The sequence below is a fragment of the Helicobacter sp. MIT 05-5293 genome (genome assembly GCF_000765665.2).
Taxonomy (GTDB): Bacteria; Campylobacterota; Campylobacteria; order Campylobacterales; family Helicobacteraceae; genus Helicobacter_C.
In genome coordinates this window covers 343,278-369,060 of record NZ_JROZ02000001.1, presented here as the reverse complement: position 1 = coordinate 369,060, position 25,783 = coordinate 343,278, and the positions used below count along the sequence as shown (strand labels likewise).

Sequence of the window (25,783 nt, the reverse complement as noted above, 5' to 3'; positions counted from 1 at the left end):
TCCTTATTTTTTCTTTCTTGAGATGATCAATCGATCACTCGCTTTCTTCTTGCGTGTCTTGAAGCCTTTTGCTGGTATACCCCAAGGTGAAACAGGATGTCCGCTTGAACCTGTTTTTCCTTCACCACCACCATGAGGGTGATCTACAGGGTTCATAGCACTACCACGTGTCTGCGGACGAATACCACGATGACGATTGCGTCCTGCTTTTCCAATAGAAATATTAGCAAAATCTTCATTGCCTACAACCCCAATACTTGCCATACATTCTTCAAGAATATACCGCATTTCCCCGCTAGGCATTCGAAGAATGATATATTTCCCTTCGCGACCCATGATTTGAGCACTTGCACCTGCACTTCTTGCAAGTTGCCCGCCTGCTCCGGGGTGCATCTCAATATTATGAACAATTGTTCCGATAGGAATGCTTTTAAGTTTCATAGCAAAACCTGTTTTAATATCCAATCCAGATTCTGCAGACATTACCAAATCTCCGACTTTTAGCCCACTTGGTTGGATAATATAACGTTTTTCTCCATCACTATAATGCACAAGCGCAATGCGACAATTTCTATAAGGATCGTATTCGATTGCAGCAATACGCCCCTCAATATTAAATTTATTGCGCTTAAAATCAATGATTCGATAGAGTTTTTTTGCTCCACCCTCTTTGTGTCGGCTCGTAATGCGTCCGTTATTATTTCTCCCTGCAGTTACTGGAAGCTTGACAAGCAAACTTCGCACACTTGCCTTGCCTGTAATATCATTTGAGCTAAGATTGCTCATAAATCTTCGGCTTGGCGTATAGGGTTTATATGTTTTTATTGCCATCATTCACTCCTTATACTGACAGCGCATCAATTTTTGCGCCCTCTGGAATCCTGACATAAAACTTCTTGAATGAAGCCCTTTGCCCGACTTTACCTCGAAACCTTTTAACCTTACCTTCTTGTTTAAGAGAATTAATCTTTACAGGAGTAATGCCAAAATATTCTTTGAAAATCTCTTTAAGTTGATTTTTACTCACATGGCTTGCTGTTTGAACGACCAACACACCACTTTCTTGAAGAGACAAAGATTTTTCAGTATAGAGGATTGATTTAATATCTGTAATATCTGCCATTTTCATTCCCCCTTATCACACGCAATGATTTCATCTAATACTGCTTTTTCAATCACGACAGCACGATAATTTGCGACCAAATACGCATTAAGCTCATTAGAATCAATCAAATAACATTGTTGCAAGTTTCTAAAAGCCAAGAAAGTTGGCTCATCACTCATTTGTGCAACAAATAAAACATTCTTTTGTTGAATAGCTTTAAACATTGCATACGCATCTTTTGTCTTACCACTAGAAACCGCTACAGAATCAACAACAAAAAGCTTATTATCATTTGCTTTTTGCAAAAGTGCGTATTCTAGTGCAAGTCGTTTTTGTTTTTTGTTGATTTTGAGGATATAGTTTCTATTATTGCTAGGTCCATGAGAAACTCCACCGCCTACAAAAACAGGTGAAGTGATACTACCTGCTCGTGCTCGTCCTCCGCCTTTTTGATTCCAAGGTTTCTTGCCACCGCCACTTACTTCTCCACGCTTTTTTGCCTCTGCATTATTTGCACGCAAAGAGGCTAAGTAAGACTTTACATACAAATACAAATTATGTTCTTTGATTTGCATATATCTTTGGGGCAATGCAAGCTCACTGACTTTTTTGAGCTTATTATCCAATACGATTGCTTTACTCATTCTATTTTACCTTATTTTATAATTTGAATACGACCCAATGCGCCATTATATCCAGCAATTGACCCTTTAAGCACTAAAATAGCACTCTCTTGATCAAAGGACATCACGCTATTTTTAACGCTTACAAGCTCATTCCCATAGTGTCCTGCCATTTTTTTACCCGGTTGCACACGTCCGGGCCATTCACGATTACCAATAGAACCTAGTCTTCTGTGAAATCTACTCCCATGAGCTCCGGGACCACCTTGAAAATTCCATCGTTTCATCGCACCGCTGAATCCTCGTCCTTTTGTCTTGAAGCTTACTTTTACCTTTTTTGCTTCATTCAAAACACTCATATCCAAATCGCCTAATTCTTTATTGCTAACCTTAAGCGTTGCAAATCGATTAAACTCTTTACTAAGATTATATTTCTTTTGATTCCCAGCAATTGCTTTATTCATTGTTTTGCCTTGAGCATACGCTACTAAACCCTTGCCATTTTCTTGCAATTCGCAAACTTTTGCTCCCAAAACCTTGAGTAAAGTAACTGCCTCACTTTTAACGCCTATTGTTCGGCTCATACCAATTTTTTCTACTATAAATTCCATACTTGAATCCTTTTTACCTTACTTTACTTGCTCATAGACATTACTTCGACATCTACTTCAGGAGCTAAATCAAGTTTCATAAGGCTATCTACGGTATCAGGGGTTGCCGAAATAATATCAATAATACGATGATGCACACGAATCTCAAATTGCTCGCGTGAATCTTTATTGATATGAGGAGACCTCAACACCGTGTATCGTTTCTTTTTCGTTGGGAGCGGCACTGGACCTCTAATTTCTGAACCTGTCCTCTTAACTGCTTCTACAATAGATGCAACTGATCTATCAAGAACCCTATGATCATAAGCTTTGAGCCTAAGTCGTATTCTTTCCATATTTTTTCCTTATTTCATTAAAGAACTCATCAATAATATTGATGTTTTGAGCCGCTAATTATAATGAAATTTAAGAAAAAAAGTCAAGCACTTTGCCTATTTTTCGAGATTTTTTAATTTTTTAGTTTCCTTTTTATAAGGATAGATTTGAGATTCTTATTCATACAGATTCTATTTTTCAAAAACATACTCAAATTATTTTACAAAAAGTATGCAGCACTTTGTTCATAAAATATTGAGCGAGAATCGTAAAGAAGACAGAATCTACCGCATATCGTGATAGATTCTAAAATAGAAGCTCATAAACGAAAGAGATTTTCAAGCGTCATACCGACTTCAAGCATCAGTGCAAAATCTCTAGTCGTAGGTTGAAGAACGGAGGTGCTATGAACATACGCTTTGTTATGATAAAACACACCTCCTAATTTAGTGTAAAAATCAATTTTTCGGCTATATTCACCGCCTCGTTTAAAATACAAACCCAAAGAAGCATTGAGGCGATAACTCCCATCAAAGCCTTTCTTATCGCTAAAGCTTTCACCTATATATCGTCTTGAGTTGGCTTCCGCTCCTAATTCTGCTTCAAGGATTAGCTTTTCGCTTAAACTAAAGCGATTGCGAATGTGCGGTCCTATGGCAAAGTGTGCAACAGCAAACTTCCCCAATCTATCATCTTCGCCAAAGCTATATACTTCAAGTCTTGGCACAAGATAGAGTAAAAAAGCATTGTCTTTACCAAAACTCGCGCCAAGATGCAACGCCGAAGAAGCAAAGAAATAGGAGGCATTATCCCTATATATGCCTGAATCTGTCTTAAATCTCGGGCGTGTAAGCCCTCCTATAAAATCCAATGCCCCATACAATCTCTTATAATAATACCCTCCATACATAGAGATGTATCCGCCTGTGCTAGAGGCTTTTGAAATAGGAGAAGCAAGATTGCTATAATGCGCTCCGATGCCAATGCGCCCGTCTTCGCAATAGCCACTATGATTACAAACATAAGCAAAAACTTTCACACAAGACATCACACAAAAGAAGAGTAATATCATCATTTGACGCATCTTGCTACTCCTTTTTTAAAATTTTATCTCTACTTTCCAATTCCTACAACTTTTTTTGATAAAACAATTATAACTCCAAATCGCACCACCCTTTAAAACACCATATAAAATAGGTGTCCACCAAGCTTCACCCTGTGTATTTTGCATTTCTTTATCACTAAGAAGCATAACATTAAGATGAGCAAAGTCAGCCGCATCATGAGAATGAAACAGCATCTCCATATCAGCCTGCTCTATAGTATTTTGTGTTTTAGCATCTAATGGACTTAACCCTAAAACTAAGCTTACTTTATTTTGACCTGATTCTAAAATAAAGCTTCTACAATCTTATTGCAAAAAAAATTAAAATATTATTAATAATATTAATTATCAAAATATTAAATACTAAACAAGAGCAAAATAAACTTATAAAAACTACTCAAATTCTTTTACGAGAGTATGTAGCACTTTGCTTGTAAGCATGCTAGAATCTATCCTTGTGCCAATTTCTTCGCTTTGCCAAGATTCTAAAGGTATCCAAGTGTATTTATCAATAACCTTTTTTCGAATATCTTTTTGGTAAGGGAAATGCCAATTATTGACTTCTGGGCATATAATGTGATTAGTGTGAGGCTTTGGCGTTTCAAAATATCCAATTCTATCATCTATACCATTCCAAGATTCTCTTACTTGCGCAAAATAAAAACTAAAATTCTTTAGCACAAAATGATCGCCCTGCTCATGGCTTACAAGAGTATTTTTATTAATCAATATTTCTTGTTCTGTATAACATATATCAATAAGATTCCAAATCAACATATCCCATGGCTTTTGAAGCAAGTAAAAACTCTTAAAAAGCTTGCTTGCCTCATAGATATGATCCACATCGATTTTCACAAGCCATTGATTTTTGGGAATCACACTCAGCACATAATTACAATACGCATAAAACTTATTCTCTTCTTTTTCAGGATTATAAATATCCACATGATAGGGATATTTCACAGGGATAAAACTCGGGAATTTCTCACAAAATTCTAAAATAATCTCCTCACTCCCATCATCGCAATCATTATAGCCAATCACACCTCGCTGAATCGCAGGCAAAATCGAATACAAAGATGCCCTTAAGGTATGGGCTTCATTTCTCACACGGATATATGCCCATGGATTGCGCGGGGAAAAGGGGTCTTTGGCATTTTCATCAGCAAGAAAATACCCTTGATGTTTGATATGTAAATGCGCGTTTTTAGCGTGATTTTGTAATACTTCTAGCGGTGTAATGGGGGGGGGGGCATAATTTATTAGCATTGATAATGCGTGCTAGAGGCAAGGGTTGGAGAATCTCTTGATAAGAAGAAAGAAAAGAAGAAGGGTTTGATTCTGTCATCATCTCAAGCACAGGTTTTGGCACATACGAATCTGTATCCTGCAAAAGCACGACCTGCTTACCAAATCGCAAATGATTACGCAAGGCTAAACGCCACTTTTTCTTTGGCACAAACCAACACAAGATTTTCACAACCAAACGCTTTATATAAAACTCCATCATCTCTTTTTGCATTATTCATACTCCTTATTGTCAATTTATCATTTTTTGTGCCAAATCTTTCGCACCTTTGAGATCAACTTTCCCCGAGCCAAGCACAGGGATAGAATCCACTCTTAACACTTTAGCAGGCTTAAAAAGCGGAGGGATAGATGAGCCTTTTATCGCAGATTCAAGGCTTTGACACTCTTCCTCGCTCCCACTCACCAAAAGTATCACACTTTCGCCCTTTTTCTTGTCTTCGATAGCGACTGCAACATATTTGAGATTCTCGCTCATTTCTAAAGTCTTAATGAGTTTTTGCACCTCTTCTTCAATACCGCCAAGGCTCACGATTTCACCGCCAATTTTGGCAAATCGCGAATACCTATCGACAATATGAATAAAACCATCTTCGTCTAAATGCCCTTTATCGCCGCTTTTATACCACACAATACCATCAAGTTTGATTAAAGCTTCTCTTGTCTTTTCTTCATCATCAAGATAACCAAGCATCACTTGATGTCCGCCGATAAGTATCATACCATCTTCACCCACAGGCAACTCTTCCATAGTGTTTGGCTCGACAATGCGTATCGCACTCCCGGGCAAAGGCATACCCACACTGCCCTCTTTACTCGCTTTATGCAACTCCCAATGATGTGCATCAAACTCGCTAGGGAGATTCACACTTGCTACAGGTGTGGTTTCTGTCGCTCCATAACCCTCATAAATATTTTTGTGAAATTTCAGCATAAAAGCCTCGCTCACATCTTTTTTCAGCTTTTCCGCACCCGCTACGACTAATCGCAAACTCTCAAACATTACCTTATCAAGTTTAGAATGTCGCGCATAAATACCTAAAAATGTCGATGTCGCACACATAATACTTACCTTGTTTTTCGCAATTGCCTTAGCAACCCCCACCGCATCGGTAGGGTCAGGATAAGTAACACAAAGCATACCTTCTAGCAAAGGCATCAAAGTCGTTACCGTGAATCCAAAAGCATGAAATGGTGGCAAAGAAGAAAGCATCACATCATTATCACGCGCATGGATTACATCAGAAATTTGTGAGACATTACTCATAATATTGAGATGAGAGAGCATCACACCCTTTGGTTTGCCCTCACTCCCGCTGCTAAATAAAATCGCTGCCACATCAGTATTGTTTTGTTTTTTCGTATAAAGGTATTTTAGGATAAAAGCCGGACAAATCATTGCTTGAAGCATTGCAGACAAAAGCACAAACTTGCGTGCTTTCACCTCATCAATCAAATCCTCCATATAGTGAATCTCCACATTTGGGGCAAACACCAAATCCACTCCCTTGCCCTTAAGTTTAGCCATAAACTGCTTAGAAGTATAAATATGCTGAATGGCTGCAGATTCTATTGCCATATCTATAGCCTTTTGCCCAGCGGTAAAGTTGAGATTCACAACCACCTTTCCTGTCATTGATAACGAGAGATTACATAACACACTTGCTAAAGATGCCGGCAAGAGAATCCCCGCACATTCAAAACAATGTGCCTTTTTATCAGAATCTAAATCAAATGATGAGCGTAATGGAAGATTTGACTGATGCTTAGCAAAAATTCTTGAAAGTATCATTGTGATTGCAAGCATTCGCGTATAGCTCATTGCTCCGCTCATACTATCGATAATTGCTGTTTCGCCACGCCATTTCTTTGCGCTATCAATCCATGCGCGAGGGATTGAAGGCAAAGATTCACAATGAGCTTTCCATGCCTTGAAAGAAAGCTCAAAAACTTTAGCTTTAACTTTTTCTTTACTTGAATGAATCTCCAAATGTTCGCCAAAAGCAATCGTAACTCTGCGTTTGGCAAAGCTTTTGCGTCTTTGAATAAACGACTCATGGCTGCGCGAAAATGCGCTCCCCCACAGACCACGAATATAAAAAGGTAAAATAATCGCATCACTTAAAGACAAATCTTTAAGTGCAAGCTCAAAACCGCTTTTAAAGGTATTAAGATGCCCATGCCGTGAAATTGCCCCTTCGGGAAACAAACACACCATATGCCCCTCTAAGAGTTTTTTGCGAATCGATTCTAACGCCCCCTTACTCGCACCATGAGAAACCGGAATCACACCAACAAGGTCAAGGAAAATGCGCATATACCAACGATTATAATAACTCCGCTCCATTACAAAATATACTTTGCGTGGCAAGGCAAGCTGCACAATTGCCCAATCAATAAATGAGATATGATTCCCAAGTAAAAGCACCCCACCACTTTCTGGGACATTTTCAAAACCCTCGACATTCAAACGATAACGTTGTAAAAAAGCAAGTGTGATAAGCATTCTGACCAAAGAAAAAGGCAATAACCAAATGACATACACAAACCCACAAAAAGCAACAATCATACATAAATAAAAAAGATATTCTACAGGCAAATGCAACAAAGAAGCAAAAGTGCCGATAAGCAAAAAAGACAACATTCCGATATTTTGGACAAAATTATTACCCGCCAATACCCTGCCTAACTGCTCTTCTTTAGCATGAAATTGTATCAGCGCATTAAGCGGGATAATAAAGAGTGCGCCACCCATACCAAATAAGAAAAACACCACACTATAAGGCATCAAACTATCAAAGCTCATCAAAAGCAAACTCATCACAAAAACCAAAGTCGCCCCTAAAGGAATAAGCCCCGTTTCAATGTAGTATTTTGAGAATCTTCCCGCAATGACAGAACCGACAATAATACCCAACCCCGAGAAACCAATCACCATTTGAATCTTAAAGGTATTCATCTCATTAAAGTTTGATTTAGCATAGGTAGGAAAAGAGGCTAAGAGTAATTGAGAAATCGACCAAAACACACAAATACCAACCACACAAAACCAAATTGTTCGATGGCTTGTGAGAATCTTGAGATTCTGTTTGAGCATCTTGCCGCGTAGATAATCTTGACGATTAAAGGCTTGGGGGTTACCCTGCGTAAATGTAGGAAGACGATAACACAAAAAAAGCTCAATGACTGAAAAGAGAATCAATAAAAAACCTAAAGGCGCGATACTTTGCAGAATCTCACTTTGAGTAGGCGACCAATCCACATAATGAAAATCATAAAAAGCTTCAAAAAATAAAGAAAATACGCTCATTCCTGCCAAAATCGCAACAATAGCAGTCGCTTGCATCGCTCCATTTCCCCACGCAAGCATATCTTTACCAACCAAATCCCTGATATAGCCATATTTTGCAGGAGAATAAATTGCCGATTGAGCTGCCATCAGCAAAGTAAGACAAAATGCCCACCAAAACCAACCCATAAAATAACACAATGTAATAAAAATTGTAATGACAACTGCCACCCAAGCATTCACACGCATCACAAGATTCTTTGGAAATCGGTCAGCTAAGAATCCTGAAGGCGTAAAAAGAAGCACAAAAGGCAAAATAATAAGGGCATTAATAAGTGTGCTTAAAAGTGTGAGTTCCGCACCATCATAAACCTTATAGAGTGTATTTTGAATGATGATTTTATGTCCCAAATCGACAAAAGCATTGAGAAATGCCACACAAATGAAAGGCAAAAAACCATAAATGCTCCAAAGTCGCTTCATCTTGCTCCCTTGCATTGGCATAAACAAAGCACTTGGTGTATGAAGATACTTTTACAATAACGCATACTTAAAATTACTTTTCGCTAAGAATCTTGATTTGATTTCCTTCTAATACAACATACATATCTTTTTTACCCACTGAAGAAAAGCTTGTCTTTCCATTAAGCGTGGCTTTATAATCCTGCATAAAGCTTATACGAAACATATTGCGATGAGATTCGTTAGGATAGACTGAAACATTAATGTGCGAAATGCGTATATTCTTACTTTCACCTTTGGCAAAGATATTTTTCTTATGATTACTAAATGCTTTGAAACTCATACCATCAGGGCGATAAAAATCTTTTTCATCATAAAAAGCAAGATAAGTTTTTAAATCACTTTGTTGCCAAGCATTTTTCCATTGATACAAACTTGCTAAGACAATAGCAAGCTCTTCAATTGTTGCTGGCTTTAATGATCCCTCATAAGTAATCAACATTGTTTTTTTATGATCAATAACCTTGTCATATTTTTTGAGAATCTCATTATCAATCGCGATACAACCGCGCGTATTAAGCTCTTCTCGATTACCATTAAGCGGTAAACCATGTATCCAAATCCCTCCGCCCGTCTTTCTAAGAGATTGATCATAGACATTAGGATAACTTGTGCTAAAGGCTAAAGGACCATAATATTGATCAAGCCCTGTTAGCCTTGCAGTAATGTCATAAGAACCAATGGGCGTTGTCAAATCCCCCTCACGATTTTTATTGCCCTTTCCTTTTGCTACCAAAGCTGATGAATGCCCAATTTCAGTAAATTTAGAATCGTTTAATTGATACAGATTTAGTGAGGGCGCACTTTTGTCTGATACAAATAAATATTGCAAATCTTCAAAATAACCATAATCTGTAGCTGTATTTTTTAGTATTTCCTGCCAATAATCCTTATCCGAAAGATAACCTTCCAACTTCGCTTCAATCGCATTGATACCATTTTTCTTATATTCATTGACCAAAGAAACCAACTGCGAATCAAGTGCCAAAGCACCATTAACTAATAAAGCGATAAATACAACGCCTAATAAATGCTTCATTGATGAAACTCCTTTTTTGTATTTCACAAAGTAAAATCATACCCTATTTTTTTCAATTTATCCTTTTGCTTGCTCCAACCCTTTCTGACTTCCACATCAAGCTTAAGAAAAATATGCTTTTGGGTAAATAACTCAATCTTTCTACGCGCAGCAATACCGATACGCTTAATGGTATGAGCATCTTGCCCGATGACTACACCTTTTTGACTGGGTTTTTCGACAATAATACGCGCATAAATTTTGTCTAATTGTGGCATTTGATGAAAATGCGTAACAATCACATCAGATTCATAGGGAATCTCATCACTAAGATTCTCAAACAAACTCTCCCTGATCATTTCCTTACAAATCTCTTTTGTCGAAGTCGTAGTCAGAATCTCCTCATCATACAAAAACGGCGATATGGGCAAATGTGATGCAATACAAGAAAGAAATTGATTCTTATCAAAACCTCTTTTGACACTGATAGGTAAAAGCTCAAGAAAAGTATCTTGAAAAACTTGATATTGTGCTATTTTATGCAGCACTTGCTCCTTAGTGTATAAATCAATCTTTGTCAATATCAGAAGATGCTTCACGCCTTGTGCTAATTGTAAAAAATCCTCATAATGTTTAATTTCATCACTGATAGGCGCAAGATAAAGTGCCATATCACAATCACTCATTGCCTTAAGAGCTTGAGAAAGCATATATTGATTCAGTAATTTTTCTTGATGGTGGATTCCGGGCGTATCGACAAAAATCATTTGAGCCTTACAATGCGCATCTTCATAAGGCACGATAAGATGAAGTTGTTTGCGCGTGGCATTAGCTTTGTGTGAAACAAGAGCTAAATTTTCTCCTATAAGGTAATTAAGCAGTGTGCTTTTACCCGCATTGGGTCTGCCCAATGTCGCAATAAAGCCTGATTTTGTGGGTATCATTAGTAAAAGCAATCAGAGAATATAACGTGCCAAATCAACATTTTCAACCAAATCCCCTAAGCAATCACGCACCATTTGGGCAGTAATCACTACTTCCTTGCCTTTATATCGATCCACATCAAAGCTGACATCTTCTAATACACGCTCAATAGTCGTATGCAACCTCCTTGCACCAATGTCTTCTGTGCGTTGATTTGCATTATGCGAAAGCCTCGCTAACTCTCTCACCGCATCATCATCAAAATCTAGTTTGATTTCCTCTGTAAGCATCAAAAGCTGATATTGACGCAAAAGAGAACTTTTTGTTTGAGTGAGAATCTCATAAAGGCTTTGTTCATCAAGTGTGCTTAATTCTACACGCAAAGGAAAGCGTCCCTGAAGCTCTGGAATCAAATCACTTGGTTTGCTAAAATGAAAAGCACCTGCAGCAATAAATAAAATATAATCAGTTTTGATTTGTCCGTATTTTGTATTAACCACACTCCCTTCAACAATAGGAAGTAAATCTCTTTGCACACCTTCTTTGCTCGGATCTTGCCTTGAGCTATCCTTGCTTCCTACAGCAACCTTATCAATTTCATCAATAAAAATCACGCCATTTTCTTGTGCGCGTCTAAGCCCCTCACTCCGAATGCTTTCTGCATCAAGCACAGATTCTGTCGCTTCATACATAAGTGCTTCTTTAGCCTCTTTGACGCTAATTTCTTTTTTAATCTTATCATTTGTAACATTCAGCACCTTAAAGATAGATTCTTGGACTTTTATCATATCCGGTGTGAGATGGTCATCATTCAGATTCACAGAAGGCTTTTTGCTGACTTCAAGCTCAATCATCAAGTCATCAACTTCTCCCTTAATCACTTTTTGTTTCATTTTGGCAAAACTCATTTCGTATTCGTTTTTTTTCGCTTCGCTCACGCCGCTAGGCAAAGGTGGCAAAAGCTTTTGAGTGATTTTCTCTAAAATATAATCGTTAATTTGGGCTTGAGCCTTTTGCCGATGCTCACTTTCGACAAGATTCACACTTGCTAAGACCAAATCCCTCACCATAGATTCTACATCGCGTCCCACAAAACCAACTTCAGTGTATTTACTTGCCTCAACTTTTACAAAAGGCAATCCCATCATTTTTGCCATGCGTCTAGCAATCTCTGTTTTACCCACACCAGTTGAACCTATCATTAAAATATTTTTGGGAGTAATTTCTTCTTGCACTTCCTTATCAAGCTTCATACGGCGATAGCGATTACGCAAAGCAATAGCAACCGCCTTTTTTGCCTCTTTTTGCCCAATGATATAATTATCAAGATACTCTACAATTTGTTTGGGTGTCATATTTTCTTTCATCAAACTTCCTTCGCCTTATCAGATTCTCATAATTCTAAAATTTTAATATTCGTATTTGTGTAAATACAAATCTCTCCGGCAATACGCAAAGAATTTTCGACCAAATCTTTAGGAGGAAGATTTGTATGACGATCCAATGCCCTAGCTGCACTCAAAGCATAATTTCCTCCACTTCCAATGGCTGCGATTTTCCCGTCTTCTGGCTCGACCACATCACCTGTCCCGCTTAAAATGTAAATATGCTCCTTATTAAGGACAATCATCATTGCTTCAAGCTTCCTTAAATACTTATCTTTGCGCCATTCTTTGCTAAAATCCAAAACACTCTTGACAAGATCGCCTTTTTTGCTTTCCAAAATGCGCTCAAACATATCAAAAAGACTAAACGCATCGGCAGTAGAACCTGCAAAACCGCTTAGAATGTGATTATTATAAAGCGTGCGGATTTTAGTGGCATTATTTTTCAATACACAATTTCCAAAAGTTACTTGCCCATCGCCGCCAATCACTGCGTATGGTTTGCCTTCATATTCGCCTTTGTAGCCTAAAATCGTTGTTGCTTCAAACATTTACTATCCTTGCGCCTTTACTTCCACATTGAGGGTTGTATGAATACCATGTCCTAATTTAATAAGCACTTGAAATTGACCCAAATGTTTTATCGCAACGGGAATCTCAAGATGTTTTTTATCAATCTTCATCTTGGTTTGTTTTTCAATCTCTGCGGCAATTTCTTCTTTTGTGATTGAACCAAAAAGCGTATCATTTGCGCCCACTTTTTTATGCAATACGAGCATTAATTGCTCAAGGACATTTTTCATTTGATGCAATTCGGCGATTTCTAATGCCTCAATCTCTTGCTGTTTTCTGACTTGAGCCTTATATTTGTTAATCACTTCATTCGTTGCATGCTGTGCCTTGCCCTTAGCAATCAGAAAATTTTGCCCATAGCCGTCTTTGACTTCTACAATCTCACCCTTCTTGCCAAGCCCTTGCACATTTTCTAAAAGTAGGACTTTCATATTTTCTCCATTTTGTTATGATTATAATCTCGAAATTATAACTAAAAGTGGCAATATTATGTTAAAACCCTCCTTACAAATTTTCAAAAAACCGATTAAAAATCCGCGCATCACTATCAAAACATCTCAAAAAATTATCGTCAGTGTGCCTCTTCATTTCTCATCTTATCACACGCAAGCATTCATTGAGTATCATCAAAAATGGATTGACAAAACGCTTGCTAAAATCTCTAAAAATCATCAAGACCTATCTGATGAGATTCTCTTGCATACTCATCAGATTCTCATCTTTGGACAATGGCAAGATATTGCGACATTATCTTATCCACTCCAAAAAAATGCCTTTAAAGAGCTTTTATACACCTACATTGCTCCTCGCACTCAAGAGCTTGCCAACACAATGAATCTGGATTTTCAACATATAAAAATCACCAATGCCTGCTCAAAATTTGGAAGCTGCACTTATGATAATCGTTTATTTTTTTCACTAATGCTTGTGTTTGCTCCTTATCATCTTATTGATTATGTCATTATTCATGAGCTTGCGCATATTCATCACAAAAACCATTCGCAAGACTTTTGGCATTTAGTAACCAAACATTGTCTGCACGCTAAAGATTATCGCGCACAACTACGCAAAGAGGCTAAACTTTATTTAGAGCTGTTGCAAAAGCTTTCCTAAATTCTGCATATTTTACAAGTGTCAAGAATCTGCATTGCAGAATCTGCCATTTTTTGCAGGCAAAATTCTGCTTTCATTCAAGCGCACTATTAAGCATTTCTTGAGATTTTTTAATCGCATCAAGTTGCATTTGCTTGATTCTGTCATTATCAGTATTCACAGACAAAGATGTATTAGAAGAATTTGAGGTGTTATTTTGTGAGAATCTGCCAGTTTTTATTTCACTAGGTTGTGCTCCTCGTGGCATTTTGACAAAGACATCTTCATAATTTGCTTTTCCCATTGAATGACGAATATAAATTTCTCCGCTTTTAGCATTATAGATATAAGTATCTTTACCATCACTAAACATCACCCATTCATTGCACAAAGCGATATTCAAGCATAAAAAAGCGAGTATGCACAAGATTCTCATATCACCTCCTGTAACTTTTGATAAATATCCAGAATCAAAGCTTTTTTCTCATAAAAACTATGCTGATTTGCGACCAAAAATGCACTAGATTCCATAATCACTTCATCAATCTTGAGATGATTTTGCTTCATCGTAGCTCCCGTCTCGACAATATCCACGATGCCATCACTAAGCCCTACCAATGGCGCAAGCTCAATTGAACCATAAAGTTTTAAGGCTTCAATTGCTACGGCTTTAGTCGCAAAATACTTTCGCGTAATATTTGGCATTTTTGTGGCAATCTTTATTTGAGGCTTTTGATAATCAATGCCTTTGCCTTCTTGAGAACCTACAACAACCTTGCATTTGCCAATCTTTAAATCAAGCAACTTCACGAGATCAACCTGCTGCTCTTCAATCACATCGCGTCCTACGATTCCAATATCTGCAGCTTGATAATGCACATAAGTTGGCACATCTTGACTACGCACGAGCATAAAAATAAAATCATCTTGTTGTAAAATCAATTTTCGGTCATCAAACACAAATTTTTTTGCATACACTTTTTCAAACAATGCCAAACTTTCTTTGGCTATACGCCCCTTAGGCAATGCAACCTTAATCATCTATCACCTCCTTTTTTTGAATTTTATTCTTTCTTATTAAATATGTTTTGACAACGCACTTTGCATACCCTTAAAAACTAAGGTATTGTCATAGATTGCATTTTCAAAAAACCTTGCGAAAAATTTCCCATCGCCTCCTGTAAAATAAATCTTCTTTGTGCGTGAAGTATTTTTAATCATCAAAATAATACTTTTAATCGCTCCAAAGCTTAGTGCGTCTTTTGTATTTTGAGGCAACCTTGAAAGATCCACACCTGGCTCTATCTCAATATCAAGCACTTTAGAAATCTCTTTAAACATCATCTTATACGCCCCCAAACCGGGCATAATATAACCCCCTATATGGATTCCTTGCTGCATCACATCAATCGTAATCGCACTACCCGCATCAATAATCACCCCATCATCAATTGCCTTACAAGCAGCTTTTCTATCTATGCCTAGCCCTTGATAGCTTGTATCTACCTCAATATAAGGAGCAATATTCACACAATGACTGTGTGAAGCTAAAAGACATCGTTCATAGCGTTCATTCACGCTGATATAGTAAATAGGAAGACTCTCCCTTTTAGATGTAAGAGCATAAGGCTTTTCTTTCCAAATCTTACCTTTATGATAAAAATGCAAAAAAGTATTGCCCACATCACATAAAAGCATCATTGAAACCTTTTAAATACCCTATCATAAAAGATCGTATCTTGATTGTAGAACATACCCTTATGTTTTTTAAGCTTACTTCTATACACTTTAGGCACAAAATCCGCCAAATCAAGCTCAATCACATAGCCACCTTTTTCAAGCGTATAAAGCTTATTATCCTGTATCACAATACCACTCAAAATAGCAAAAGGTAGCTTTACACGGCGCAAAGGATTCAGTGTATGATCCATTTCGATAATCTCACCTTCTATGCTCAAGACATAGATATTATTTTTATAAAACAACACATCACGCAAATCAATATCGTATTTAAAACTTCTATTATCTATCACCACACTTACGCGTTTAGAAGTCGCTGCTACAAGGTAATTGTTCTGTGTATAAAGATAAATCACATTGTTAAAAAATTTATCACTGCTCACTAAAATATCTTTAATGATTTTATTTTGAGCAATACTATACACAAGCACTTTACCCTCTAAATCAGGATAAACGATATATTCAGAAGAAATATACGGCGAAGCAAGATAAGAATTAATCGCTATCACAGGGGCATATTTTTGTGAAAAAATCGTTTGAGAATCTTTCACATTATAATACACTAATGTATTATCAATCAACACCATAGCAATCTTATCGCCTTGCAATCTCGCTGAAAGCACACATTGATCATAGGGAATGGTCTGAATATTTTTATTATTTGCATCAACAATCAAAAGATCTTTGCATTGTTTTTGAAATAAAAAATAATGCTCATCTTGTGAAAGAAACTTATAATCTTTTTCCAACACAAGAGATGTAATACCTTCTTGAAAACTGATCAATGTTTGATCAGCTAAAACTGCTCCCTCTCTTGAAGTGCTTTCAATCGCACTAGAAAGCTTCCCATCAAAAACCATTTCTCCACTCACTAATGGTGGCTCAAAATGCTTTTTAGAGCTACAACCCCATATCATTATACATATTGATACAACCATCACATTGCGCAATATAATCAATCTATTCATTGATATTCCTCATACAAAATACAATAATTCTCTGTTTATTTTTCAAATATTTGATAATGTCTTAAATTATCAACTTCTTCCTGCAAAATCGAAGGTTGCGAGACTAATAAAAGTTTATCTCTAGCATTTTGAGCTTGATGATGATTAAAAAGCAAAAATGCCTCTTGCAAAAGCGCAAAATCTTTTAACGGATAGTTAGGCGTTGCATCAAGATTTGCCGTATTAAGCTTACCCTCTTTGTCTGCCTTTCCTGCTTCAATAGAAGCCAACTCATAAGTCGCTAGAATCCGCACAAGCTCGTTTTTAGAATGTGTTAAACTTTGAAAAACCTCATCTTCATTTGCATTACTATAACGATATAAATCATACAGCTCAACACTTGCTTTCTCTAATGCCTTAAGAGCCTCACTATCGGTAGAATCTTCAAGAAGTTTGGCGTATGCCGCAGTCGCTTGATGTGTATGTTGTGCTTTCAAGTAATGGCTCACACCATACCACACTCCTATAGCGACTAAAATCACAGCTATCGCAATCAAATAACGGCGATAACGTCTAGCAAGAATCTCCAATCGAAACGCATTCTCAAGCATTTTTTCATCTTGGTCAAATTCTTGTTTAATAGTTTTTAGATTCTGTTTTAAACTCACTTTATTCTCCTTAAAAAATTATCTTATATTTTATCAGCTTTTTTGGTATGATACGCGCCTTCTTGTGCCAAACCTGAAGAACCAAATCCACCCTCACCACGCACACTTTCTGCCAATATTTGCACTTCTTCAAACTCTGCTTGATACACCAAACACACAACACCCTGCGCGATTCTATCGCCTTTTTGAATCGTAAAATCCTCACAAGAATGATTGATTAATATCACTTTAATTTCTCCACGATAATCACTATCGACGGTGCCGGGTGTGTTTAAGACACTGATTCCATGCTTTAAGGCTAATCCACTTCGTGGGCGCACCTGCACTTCATAACCCTCATCAATCTCAAAGGCTAATCCTGTCTGGACCAATGCCCTCTCCCCTGCTTTAATCACACTACTCTCAAGAGCATGCAAATCAAACCCTGCTGCTTGTGGTGTTTGATAAGTTGGGATAATAGCATCTTTATGAAGTTTTTTAATTCTGATTTTCATCAATTTACCCTTGTCTTAAATCTCAATGCCAATTGTCAATCTTCAAAAACAATATCTTTATAAAATACTTCAAGAATCTCAAATTCATTTTCACCATTGGGGAGTTCAATCGTAATTTCATCGCCTTGAGATTTACCAATTAATGATTTAGCGATAGGCGAAGAGACAGAAATAAGCCCTTTGGAAGGATTGCTTTCCATTGAACCTACCAATGTATAGATAAATTCTTTATCTGTATCCAAATTAAGTATTTTGACACTTGAACCAAAGCTCACTTTATCATGGGATAAAGTCGAAGGGTCAATTACTTGTGCATTGGCAAGCATTACGCCTAATTCATTAATACGCGCTTCAATAAATGCTTGTTTTTCTCGTGCTGCATGGTATTCAGCATTTTCTTTCAAATCCCCATGACTACGTGCTACATCAATCTCTACCACAATTTTAGGACGCTCTACTTCTTTAAGATTCTTTAATTCTGCACACAATTTTTCATACCCATAATTTGTCATTGGTTCTTTAATCATTAGACCTTACTCCATTTTTGATTCTCAATTTATTATCAAACTGCATTTTATCTTGCCTATCATAACCAAACTAACATAACAAAAGGGTTAAATTTTCAATCTTTGGGCGATGCAATCCACAGCATCAAGCACATGCTCACAAAGAAAAGGTGTCAAATCTCGCATATCTGTCGCTTTCCCATACCCACACAATACACCCACACTCTGAATCTTGGCATTTTTTGCAGCAATCAAATCCAAAGGTGTATCCCCCACCATAAAGATTCTCTCTGGTTGTATTATTCCGTGTTGAGATTCTATTGCATGGATTGCTTTAAGAATCGGCTGGGCATTTGGCTTGGGATAATCTACAGATTCTATACCAATCATCGTATCAAAATATTTCCCCACACCAAACCTATCAAGTAAAATACGAGAAAAATCTCCTCTCTTAGTGGTTACTACACCCAAATATGCCATTTCATACGCTCTTTCAATCGCATCTTTAACGCCATCAAGAAGCTTTGTGCCCTCCTCCATCATCAAGCGATAATGTTTTCTATAATGTTCCACATACTCACTAACAAGCCCACTTGGCACATTATTTTGTAAAAACATATCCTCTAAAGTATGCCCTATACATGATTTTACAGATTCTAAAGACGGCGGATTTTCTCCCATTCTCTCAAATGCCTCACAAAAACTCGCATAAATGGCAGCAGTAGAATCAATCAATGTCCCGTCCAAATCAAATAAAATAATCCCTGTTTTTTTGCTTTTTTCTCCCATAAATACATACCTTTGCAGATTCAATAAAAGTGCAATTATAACCTTTGCAACAGAAAATTATGACTAAATATATATTAATTAATATATTGGTTTTTAAAAAAAGGTAAATAAAAGTTTGACTTCAATTGATAATCATCAATTAATCAAATCGGGAATGAATTCATAATTCACACAATCATTTGAAAATGAGAATTTCGAATGTAAAAGCTGATTCTGTATCTAGGAGGTATTATGACAATTAAAATGGAAGGCAAAGAGCCTACTCTCTCACGCCGTGAATTTCTAAAAAGTGCAGCGGCAGCTTCAGCGGCAGCAAGTGTTGGTTTGAGCATACCGAGTATGATGAGTGCTCAAGCACAAGACGCACAAAAACAATGGAAATGGGATAAAAGTGTATGTAGATTCTGTGGGACAGGCTGTGGTATTATGATAGCTACACAAAAAGATGCCAATGGACAAAGCAAAATCGTTGCGATTAAAGGTGATCCTGAAGCACCTGTCAATCGAGGGCTTAATTGCATCAAGGGTTATTTTTGTGCCAAGATTATGTATGGAGCAGACCGCCTCACTAAACCACTTTTGCGCGTTAATAGTCAAGGAGAATTTGACAAAAAAGGAAAATTTGCGCCCGTAAGCTGGAAAAGAGCATTCGATGAAATGGAAAAACATTTCAAAAAAGCCTACAATGAGCTTGGACCAACCGGTATTGGCGTATTTGGCTCTGGACAATACACCGTGCAAGAAGGTTATGCGGCTGTCAAACTCATCAAAGGAGGATTCAGAAGTAATAATATCGATCCTAATGCACGACATTGTATGGCAAGTGCGGTGGTTGCATTCATAGAAACTTTTGGTATTGATGAACCTGCAGGTTGCTATGATGACATCGAACTCACTGATACCATCGTTACTTGGGGAGCGAATATGGCTGAAATGCACCCTGTGCTTTGGAGTCGCGTAACAGACAGAAAGCTTAGCAATAACAATGTCAAAATCATTAATCTTTCTACCTATACAAATAGAACTTCGGATTTGGCAGATATTGAAATTATTTTTAAGCCTCACACTGATCTTGCGATTTGGAACTATATTGCGCGTGAGATCATTAAACGCAATGCAGTCGATACAAAATTTGTGCAAGACAATTGCGTCTTTAGCACGGGTTTTGTTAATATTGGCTATGGTATGCGAAATAATCCTAACCACCCTAAATTCAAGCCTGAAGAAAAAGAAATTGTCGCTAAAGAAGTTGAAAAAAAAGTCAGTGATGATGAGGGTATCACCTTGCAATATCTTGGCATCAAAAGCGGTGATATGATGAAAATGGACAAAGCTGGAGCAGCTGGCAACCATTGGGGCATCAGTTTTGAAGACTTCAAAAAAGGTTTAGAACCCTACACACTTGATTTTGTAGCTAATCTTGCCAAAGGCAATCCCGATGAAAGTATAGAATCTTTCAAACAAAAACTTCAAGCCCTTGCTGATTATTATATTGACAAAAATCGCAAAATTGTAAGCTTCTGGACAATGGGTATGAATCAGCATCAAAGAGGGACATGGGTCAATGAGCAAAGCTATATGGTGCATATGCTTTTAGGCAAACAAGCTCAACCCGGTAATGGAGCATTTTCGCTCACAGGACAACCAAGCGCGTGCGGGACAGCAAGAGAAGTCGGGACATTTGCACACAGACTTCCTGCCGATATGCTTGTGGCAAATCCCAAACACCGAGAGATTACAGAAACGATATGGAATCTACCCGCTGGCACACTCAATGGTAAAATCGGTGCGCCTTTCCTAAAAATTATGCGAGACTTAGAAGATTCTAAAGTGAAATGGGCATGGGTGCATGTCAATAATCCATGGCAAAATACTGCTAATGCAAATCATTGGATTGCTGCAGCAAGAGAGTTGGATAATTTTATCGTGGTAAGCGAGTGTTATCCGGGTGTGAGTGCTAAAGTCGCGGATTTGATTTTGCCTACTGCAATGATTTATGAAAAATGGGGAGCTTATGGCAATGCCGAGCGAAGAACACAACATTGGAAACAGCAAGTTGTCGCTCCGGGCGAAGCAATGACGGATATTTGGCAAATGATGGAATTCTCCAAACGTTTCAAACTAAGTGAGGTATGGAATAAAGAATATCCCGAACTTGATCTTAAACCTGTTTTAGAATCTGCTAAAGCTATGGGCTACAAAGAAGACGATACACTTTTTGATGTTTTATTTGCAAACCAAAGCGCAAAAGCTTTTGGTAGTGATGATGCGATGCTTAAAAACCAATTCAACACCGAAGTATTTGGAGATTATCGTAATGTCGAGGGTGAAAATGGACAACCATTCAAAGGCTATGGATTCTTTGTCCATAAATATCTTTGGGAAGAATATCGTAAATTTGGCGTAGGACACGCGCACGATTTGGCTGATTTTGATACTTATCACCGCGTAAGAGGTTTGCGTTGGCCTGTAGTCAATGGTAAAGAAACACAATGGAGATTCAATGCAAAATATGATTTCTACGCTCAAAAACTTGGCAATGGCAAGGCTTTCGCTTTCTATGGGAATCAAGGCAAAAGTATGCCTGCTGGATCTTTGAACGCTCCAAGCGAAGAAAAAATGAGTATTGACAACAAAGCAAAGATTTTCTTACGCCCTTATATGGACCCTTGCGAAATGCCTGATAAACAATACCCATTATGGCTTTGCACAGGAAGAGTTTTGGAACATTGGCATAGCGGCACAATGACAATGCGTGTGCCTGAACTTTATCGCGCTGTGCCTGAAGCACTCTGCTATATGCACCCAGAAGATGCTAAAGCATATAACTTTGAGCAAAATCAAGCCGTATGGATAGAATCCAGACGAGGCAAAGTGAAAGCAAAGCTTGACTTGCGTGGGCGCAATCGTCCTCCAAAAGGGCTTATTTATGTGCCTTGGTTTGATGAAAATGTATTTATCAATAAAGTTTGCCTTGATGCGACTTGTCCGATTTCAAAGCAAACTGACTTCAAAAAATGTGCAGTTAAAGTTTATAAAGCATAGTTAAAAAGGGAAAAATGTGTCAAACAAAACTCCTAACCAATTTAACCCTCAAAGACGCGAAGCACTTGTCAAGATAGGGCAAAATGCTGGTTTTGCCTTATTTGGTGCATTGATTTGGGGAGCTTATATCAATGTCGCTAAAGCAGGTAATGGTATGATTTTGCGTCCGCCGGGTGCAAGCAAAAACGATGAAGAATTTGTCGCAAGCTGTATCAAATGTGGGCTTTGCGTAGAAGCTTGTCCGTTCTATACACTTAAACTCGCTACTCCTAGCGATCCTGCTGTCATAGGCACGCCCTTTTTTGAAGCGCGCAAAGTGCCTTGCTATATGTGTAAAGAAATTCCCTGTGCAAGCATTTGCCCGACACAAGCACTTTCTTTAGAGCGTTTATTTCGCCCTAAAAAAGCCCAAATAGAAGAGCAAACCTATACAGAGGCGAATATCAATAATGCGACAATGGGCGTAGCAATCGTAGATTCTAAACATTGCGTAGCGTATGCAGGGATTCAATGTGATGCGTGCTATCGTGCGTGTCCCTTGATAGATCAAGCCATCAAGCTAGAATATAAACGCAATGAACGCACAGGTAAGCATGGATTCTTGCTTCCTGTCGTGGATAGCGATTATTGCACGGGTTGTGGTATGTGCGAAAAAGCTTGCGTAACAGAATTACCAACGATTATTGTATTTCCTCGCAATGTCGCTCTTGGCAAAATGGGGACAAATTATATTAAAGGTTGGGACAAAACCGATGAAAATCGTTTGTTTGACATCAAAAAAGATGCACCTAAAAAATCCAATGATACACCTTTGCAAAGCTTAGATTATCTCAATAGCTCTTTGGGAGATTTGTGATGAAGCTATCTAAACTATCCAAATACAAATACTTAATCGTGCGAAGATTCACACAATGTGCCATTTTAGCCATTTTTATTCTGGGTAATTATTCTATTGCTACGATTAAAAATGTCCAAAATATGGATTCTGTGGGTGTATTTAGCGGTAATATTGAGCATTTAATCGGTGATTCTAGCTCTGTTGTAGCAAAGGAAGCAAGTTTTACAAGCTGGTTTGCACAAGGCAATCTTAGCCATTCTCGTTGGTTTGGTGGAGCTTTTAGCCTAAGTGATCCTTTGAGTGTGATGCAAATCTTTCTTGCTGGAGGTGGTTTGGCTTTTGATATTGTTTTAGGAGCTTTGCTTGTAATCATCATTTATGGTGTATTTTTAGGAAGAGCTTATTGTGCCTTTGTGTGTCCTATTAATCTCATCACGGATTTAGCTCATTTTTTACGCGCTAAACTCGGATTAAACACCGCGCAACGCAAGTTTTTTCTCTCTCGCTATACACGCTTTGTGATTCTCGCTCTAGTGCTTGTCCTAAGCTTTATCTTTGGAGTGGGTGCATTTGAGATTCTTAGCCCTATTTCAATGGCTCATCGTGGTATTGTTTTTGGTATGGGCTTTGGCATATTTGCGCTTTTAGCAATATTTTTGTTTGATTTACTGCTGCTTAAAAATGGTTTTTGTGGGCATATTTGTCCGCTTGGCGCAATGTATGCTTTAATCGGGAAGTTTGCCCTTTTGCGCGTCAAACACACACATTCGCGTTGCACAAAATGTATGGAATGTGTGCGAGTTTGTCCCGAACCAGAAGTGCTAAAACCTATTAGCAAACAAAGTGGTGCGCTTATGTCTATGGCTTGTATTCGTTGTGGAAGATGTATTGAGGCGTGCAATGATGATGCACTGAATTTTGGAATTTATAACTTTTTAAAAAAGGAGTCAAAATGAAAAGATGGTTGAAAGGTATTTTAATAGTTTCTCTAGGGTTTGTTTTATTTGCGTGTTCAGATTCTAACACTCAAAGCCAATCCGAAAGTGTGCGTGATAGCGACATAGGACTTAGAAAAGTCGACCTCCAAGATGAAAAAGATGTCAAATTGCTTGACTATGAGTATATTTCTTCAGCTGCTGGCGAAAGTGAGCGCATTGAACGCTCATTTGAAAATGCTCCTCCGATGATTTCACACAGCGTAGAGGGAATGCTGCCTATCACAAAAGACGATAATCAGTGTCTTGCTTGTCATGATCCTGCGATTGCAGCCGATGTCGGTGCGATTGCCGTTCCTAGCTCACACACTTATGATTTGCGTCTCAACAAATCACTTGGCGAAGTTGCAAATGCACGATTTAATTGTGTGCTTTGTCATACTCCACAGACTAATGCACTCCCACTCATTACCAATACTTTTACACCTGACTTTAGAGATCAATCAAGCAAAAGCCAATCAAATCTTCTTGATATTCTCAATGAGGGCGTGAAGTGAGAGCAATTGCTCTTTGTTTATTCTTAATACTGCCTCTGTGGGCAAAATCTTATATTTTGTCTTCCACAGAGCAACAAAATATCCCTATAGAGGGCATTATTACTCATATTAGCGTATTTAAAAATCGCTTTTTTGTGGGTAATGCCACCGGTCATATTGAAATTTTTGAGCTAGATATTTCTCACAAAGCACGAAAGATTCGCACAATCACGCTTCCAATGATTAAAGATTATTTTGGCGATGAAAGAGCTCCTCAAGTTTTTCATATTACCACCTTTGATGGTCAAAATCTTTTCGTCCTTAGTGAATCCTCCAAAGGCAAAAAATCGATTGTGTATATCAATCTTGCAGAGGAGATTCTGCCTTCAATCATTTATGAAACACCTCTATCTCCCAAAAAGATTCTTGCTTTAGATGCCAAACATCTACTTGTAGGTTTTTTGAGTAACGAAATCGGAGTATTTGACCTCTCTACGCAAAGTTTTTTATATCTGTCTCACCCTAGCACAGCAGGATTTTCGGATATGTCCCTTAATGAATCGTTTATTTTTAGCACCGATGAATCTGGTGTCGTTAATGTGCTTGATGTCAAAAATGGCAACACACTTTCAAGGATTGATTCTATCAACAAAGACAACAACTACCAAATTGCTTCTGCCCGTGATAAGATTCTCACTGCAGGACAAGATCGGCAAATGGCAATTTATACCTTTAAGCCTACACCGCATTTTAGTCTTCAAAATGCTCAAGCAATCAAGAGTGATTTTCTTATTTATGCAGTAGGCATTTCCCCAAATGCCACATTAGGCGCATACAGCAAGAATGAACAAAATGACATCGGGATTGTGGATTTAGAGAATCTAGCGGAGATTCTGACACTAAAAGGCTCGACTTCCCTTATCAATACGCTTGTTTTTATTGACGAATACACGCTTATTTCAGGGAGCGATAATCAACAGCTTATCATTTGGCATCTCAAACCTCATCTCACAAAGGATAAATAATGAATATATCAAGCATTGTCGTTAAAACGCACGAAAATCACTTTGAATCTGTCAAAAATATTATCAATGAAATACAAGGGTGTGAAATTTACCTTGAAGACAAATCCACCCATCATCTTATTGTCGTGATTGAAGCCCCCAATACAGAAGAAGAAATCGCTATCAATCGTTGTTTGGAAAACCTTGAGGGAGTAATCAGCGCAAATATGCACTATGCGTATCAAGAAGATGAAATCAATGCTCAAATCAAAACTAATGAAGAAGGTGTGTGTGAATTTCTTAACAATACCTCTATCCCTACTGAAAATATTATTTATGCTGGATCAATTGCGCACCTCATGGGCAAAACCAAAAAACACTAATCTTGATAGAATTTATAAAATCCCGCAT

Annotated in this window: 30 protein-coding genes; 7 read left to right on the top strand and 23 right to left on the bottom strand. The window is 37.8% G+C overall.

From position 1 onward, the window contains the following. Positions 1-3 precede the first annotated feature (3 nt). The 15 genes from rplB to rplI all read right to left on the bottom strand — a co-directional run bounded on the left by rplB (position 4) and on the right by rplI (position 13,209). Positions 4-831, bottom strand: coding sequence for a 50S ribosomal protein L2 (gene rplB / locus LS68_RS01855; RefSeq protein WP_034372334.1), 828 nt, complete (start codon positions 829-831; stop codon positions 4-6). 10 nt (positions 832-841) lie between these two features. Beyond that, the gene (locus LS68_RS01850) at positions 842-1,123 is read right to left on the bottom strand and encodes a 50S ribosomal protein L23 (protein ID WP_034372331.1); all 282 of its coding nucleotides are present in this window, start codon (positions 1,121-1,123) and stop codon (positions 842-844) included. Between the two features lie 2 nt (positions 1,124-1,125). Further along, positions 1,126-1,749, bottom strand: a complete 624-nt coding sequence (gene rplD / locus LS68_RS01845; protein WP_034372328.1) for a 50S ribosomal protein L4 — start codon at positions 1,747-1,749, stop codon at positions 1,126-1,128. A gap of 11 nt (positions 1,750-1,760) precedes the next feature. Continuing rightward, positions 1,761-2,339 carry a 50S ribosomal protein L3 gene (rplC, locus tag LS68_RS01840; RefSeq protein WP_034372325.1) on the bottom strand — a complete coding sequence of 193 codons (579 nt, stop codon included), beginning with the start codon at positions 2,337-2,339 and terminating at the stop codon, positions 1,761-1,763. A gap of 23 nt (positions 2,340-2,362) precedes the next feature. Beyond that, positions 2,363-2,674 carry a 30S ribosomal protein S10 gene (gene rpsJ / locus LS68_RS01835; RefSeq protein ID WP_034372322.1) on the bottom strand — a complete coding sequence of 104 codons (312 nt, stop codon included), beginning with the start codon at positions 2,672-2,674 and terminating at the stop codon, positions 2,363-2,365. Between the two features lie 299 nt (positions 2,675-2,973). Further along, positions 2,974-3,738, bottom strand: a complete 765-nt coding sequence (locus tag LS68_RS01830; protein WP_034372319.1) for a hypothetical protein — start codon at positions 3,736-3,738, stop codon at positions 2,974-2,976. A gap of 15 nt (positions 3,739-3,753) precedes the next feature. Further along, positions 3,754-3,960: a hypothetical protein gene (locus LS68_RS01825; RefSeq protein ID WP_034372316.1), complete on the bottom strand. Its 207-nt coding sequence runs from the start codon at positions 3,958-3,960 to the stop codon at positions 3,754-3,756. A gap of 192 nt (positions 3,961-4,152) precedes the next feature. Beyond that, entirely contained in the window at positions 4,153-5,028 is an 876-nt protein-coding gene (locus tag LS68_RS01820; protein WP_138090792.1) for a beta-1,4-N-acetylgalactosaminyltransferase, read from the bottom strand. Further along, complete coding sequence (locus LS68_RS01815; RefSeq protein ID WP_138090789.1) at positions 4,967-5,281, bottom strand: hypothetical protein; 315 nt, start codon at positions 5,279-5,281, stop codon at positions 4,967-4,969. Before LS68_RS01815 ends, LS68_RS01820 begins: the two co-directional genes overlap by 62 nt. Before the next feature lie 18 nt (positions 5,282-5,299). Further along, the gene (locus tag LS68_RS01810) at positions 5,300-8,839 is read right to left on the bottom strand and encodes an acyl-[ACP]--phospholipid O-acyltransferase (RefSeq protein ID WP_138090785.1); all 3,540 of its coding nucleotides are present in this window, start codon (positions 8,837-8,839) and stop codon (positions 5,300-5,302) included. Positions 8,840-8,912: 73 nt separating this feature from the next. Next, positions 8,913-9,917, bottom strand: a complete 1,005-nt coding sequence (locus LS68_RS01805) for a L,D-transpeptidase family protein (protein ID WP_034370281.1) — start codon at positions 9,915-9,917, stop codon at positions 8,913-8,915. Between the two features lie 23 nt (positions 9,918-9,940). Then, positions 9,941-10,840, bottom strand: a complete 900-nt coding sequence (gene era / locus LS68_RS01800; protein ID WP_199741459.1) for a GTPase Era — start codon at positions 10,838-10,840, stop codon at positions 9,941-9,943. A 12-nt stretch (positions 10,841-10,852) separates the two neighbouring features. Continuing rightward, positions 10,853-12,187: an HslU--HslV peptidase ATPase subunit gene (hslU, locus tag LS68_RS01795; RefSeq protein ID WP_034370284.1), complete on the bottom strand. Its 1,335-nt coding sequence runs from the start codon at positions 12,185-12,187 to the stop codon at positions 10,853-10,855. A 26-nt stretch (positions 12,188-12,213) separates the two neighbouring features. Continuing rightward, positions 12,214-12,756 carry an ATP-dependent protease subunit HslV gene (hslV, locus tag LS68_RS01790; protein WP_034370287.1) on the bottom strand — a complete coding sequence of 181 codons (543 nt, stop codon included), beginning with the start codon at positions 12,754-12,756 and terminating at the stop codon, positions 12,214-12,216. A gap of 3 nt (positions 12,757-12,759) precedes the next feature. Next, complete coding sequence (gene rplI, locus LS68_RS01785) at positions 12,760-13,209, bottom strand: 50S ribosomal protein L9 (RefSeq protein WP_034370290.1); 450 nt, start codon at positions 13,207-13,209, stop codon at positions 12,760-12,762. 58 nt (positions 13,210-13,267) lie between these two features. Between rplI and LS68_RS01780 the strand changes: the two genes are divergently transcribed. Beyond that, on the top strand, positions 13,268-13,891 hold the full coding sequence (locus LS68_RS01780; protein ID WP_034370293.1) for a SprT family zinc-dependent metalloprotease: 624 nt from the start codon (positions 13,268-13,270) through the stop codon (positions 13,889-13,891). Positions 13,892-13,964: 73 nt separating this feature from the next. Here the strand turns inward: LS68_RS01780 and LS68_RS01775 are convergent, their stop codons facing one another. The 8 genes from LS68_RS01775 to LS68_RS01740 form a co-directional block, all read right to left on the bottom strand. Beyond that, entirely contained in the window at positions 13,965-14,306 is a 342-nt protein-coding gene (locus LS68_RS01775) for a hypothetical protein (protein ID WP_034370296.1), read from the bottom strand. Beyond that, positions 14,303-14,911 carry an ATP phosphoribosyltransferase gene (gene hisG, locus LS68_RS01770; RefSeq protein ID WP_034370299.1) on the bottom strand — a complete coding sequence of 203 codons (609 nt, stop codon included), beginning with the start codon at positions 14,909-14,911 and terminating at the stop codon, positions 14,303-14,305. Before hisG ends, LS68_RS01775 begins: the two co-directional genes overlap by 4 nt. A gap of 36 nt (positions 14,912-14,947) precedes the next feature. Then, positions 14,948-15,568, bottom strand: coding sequence for a type III pantothenate kinase (locus tag LS68_RS01765; protein WP_138091080.1), 621 nt, complete (start codon positions 15,566-15,568; stop codon positions 14,948-14,950). After that, complete coding sequence (locus tag LS68_RS01760) at positions 15,568-16,578, bottom strand: hypothetical protein (protein ID WP_034370307.1); 1,011 nt, start codon at positions 16,576-16,578, stop codon at positions 15,568-15,570. The genes LS68_RS01765 and LS68_RS01760 overlap by 1 nt, the downstream gene beginning before the upstream one ends. A gap of 35 nt (positions 16,579-16,613) precedes the next feature. Beyond that, on the bottom strand, positions 16,614-17,225 hold the full coding sequence (locus LS68_RS01755; RefSeq protein ID WP_034370310.1) for a hypothetical protein: 612 nt from the start codon (positions 17,223-17,225) through the stop codon (positions 16,614-16,616). A gap of 23 nt (positions 17,226-17,248) precedes the next feature. Then, positions 17,249-17,719, bottom strand: coding sequence for a dUTP diphosphatase (dut, locus tag LS68_RS01750; protein WP_034370313.1), 471 nt, complete (start codon positions 17,717-17,719; stop codon positions 17,249-17,251). A gap of 35 nt (positions 17,720-17,754) precedes the next feature. Continuing rightward, on the bottom strand, positions 17,755-18,246 hold the full coding sequence (greA, locus tag LS68_RS01745; RefSeq protein WP_034370314.1) for a transcription elongation factor GreA: 492 nt from the start codon (positions 18,244-18,246) through the stop codon (positions 17,755-17,757). Positions 18,247-18,333: 87 nt separating this feature from the next. Further along, positions 18,334-19,014: an HAD family hydrolase gene (locus LS68_RS01740; RefSeq protein WP_034370316.1), complete on the bottom strand. Its 681-nt coding sequence runs from the start codon at positions 19,012-19,014 to the stop codon at positions 18,334-18,336. 231 nt (positions 19,015-19,245) lie between these two features. Here LS68_RS01740 and napA point away from each other — a divergent pair, with 231 nt between their 5' ends. The 6 genes from napA to LS68_RS01710 are packed head-to-tail and all read left to right on the top strand — an operon-like array spanning position 19,246 to position 25,755. Next, positions 19,246-22,059 carry a nitrate reductase catalytic subunit NapA gene (napA, locus tag LS68_RS01735; RefSeq protein WP_034370319.1) on the top strand — a complete coding sequence of 938 codons (2,814 nt, stop codon included), beginning with the start codon at positions 19,246-19,248 and terminating at the stop codon, positions 22,057-22,059. Positions 22,060-22,075: 16 nt separating this feature from the next. Then, positions 22,076-22,915 (top strand): ferredoxin-type protein NapG, encoded by an 840-nt coding sequence (gene napG, locus LS68_RS01730; protein WP_034370321.1) that lies wholly within the window; start codon positions 22,076-22,078, stop codon positions 22,913-22,915. Continuing rightward, a complete protein-coding gene (gene napH / locus LS68_RS01725; RefSeq protein ID WP_034370323.1) occupies positions 22,915-23,853 on the top strand; it encodes a quinol dehydrogenase ferredoxin subunit NapH in 939 nt (312 codons plus the stop codon). The genes napG and napH overlap by 1 nt, the downstream gene beginning before the upstream one ends. Further along, on the top strand, positions 23,850-24,389 hold the full coding sequence (locus LS68_RS01720) for a nitrate reductase cytochrome c-type subunit (protein ID WP_034370326.1): 540 nt from the start codon (positions 23,850-23,852) through the stop codon (positions 24,387-24,389). The genes napH and LS68_RS01720 overlap by 4 nt, the downstream gene beginning before the upstream one ends. After that, positions 24,386-25,393, top strand: coding sequence for a nitrate reductase (locus LS68_RS01715; RefSeq protein WP_034370329.1), 1,008 nt, complete (start codon positions 24,386-24,388; stop codon positions 25,391-25,393). The genes LS68_RS01720 and LS68_RS01715 overlap by 4 nt, the downstream gene beginning before the upstream one ends. Beyond that, a complete protein-coding gene (locus LS68_RS01710; protein WP_034370332.1) occupies positions 25,393-25,755 on the top strand; it encodes a chaperone NapD in 363 nt (120 codons plus the stop codon). The genes LS68_RS01715 and LS68_RS01710 overlap by 1 nt, the downstream gene beginning before the upstream one ends. The last annotated feature ends 28 nt before the right edge of the window (positions 25,756-25,783 follow it).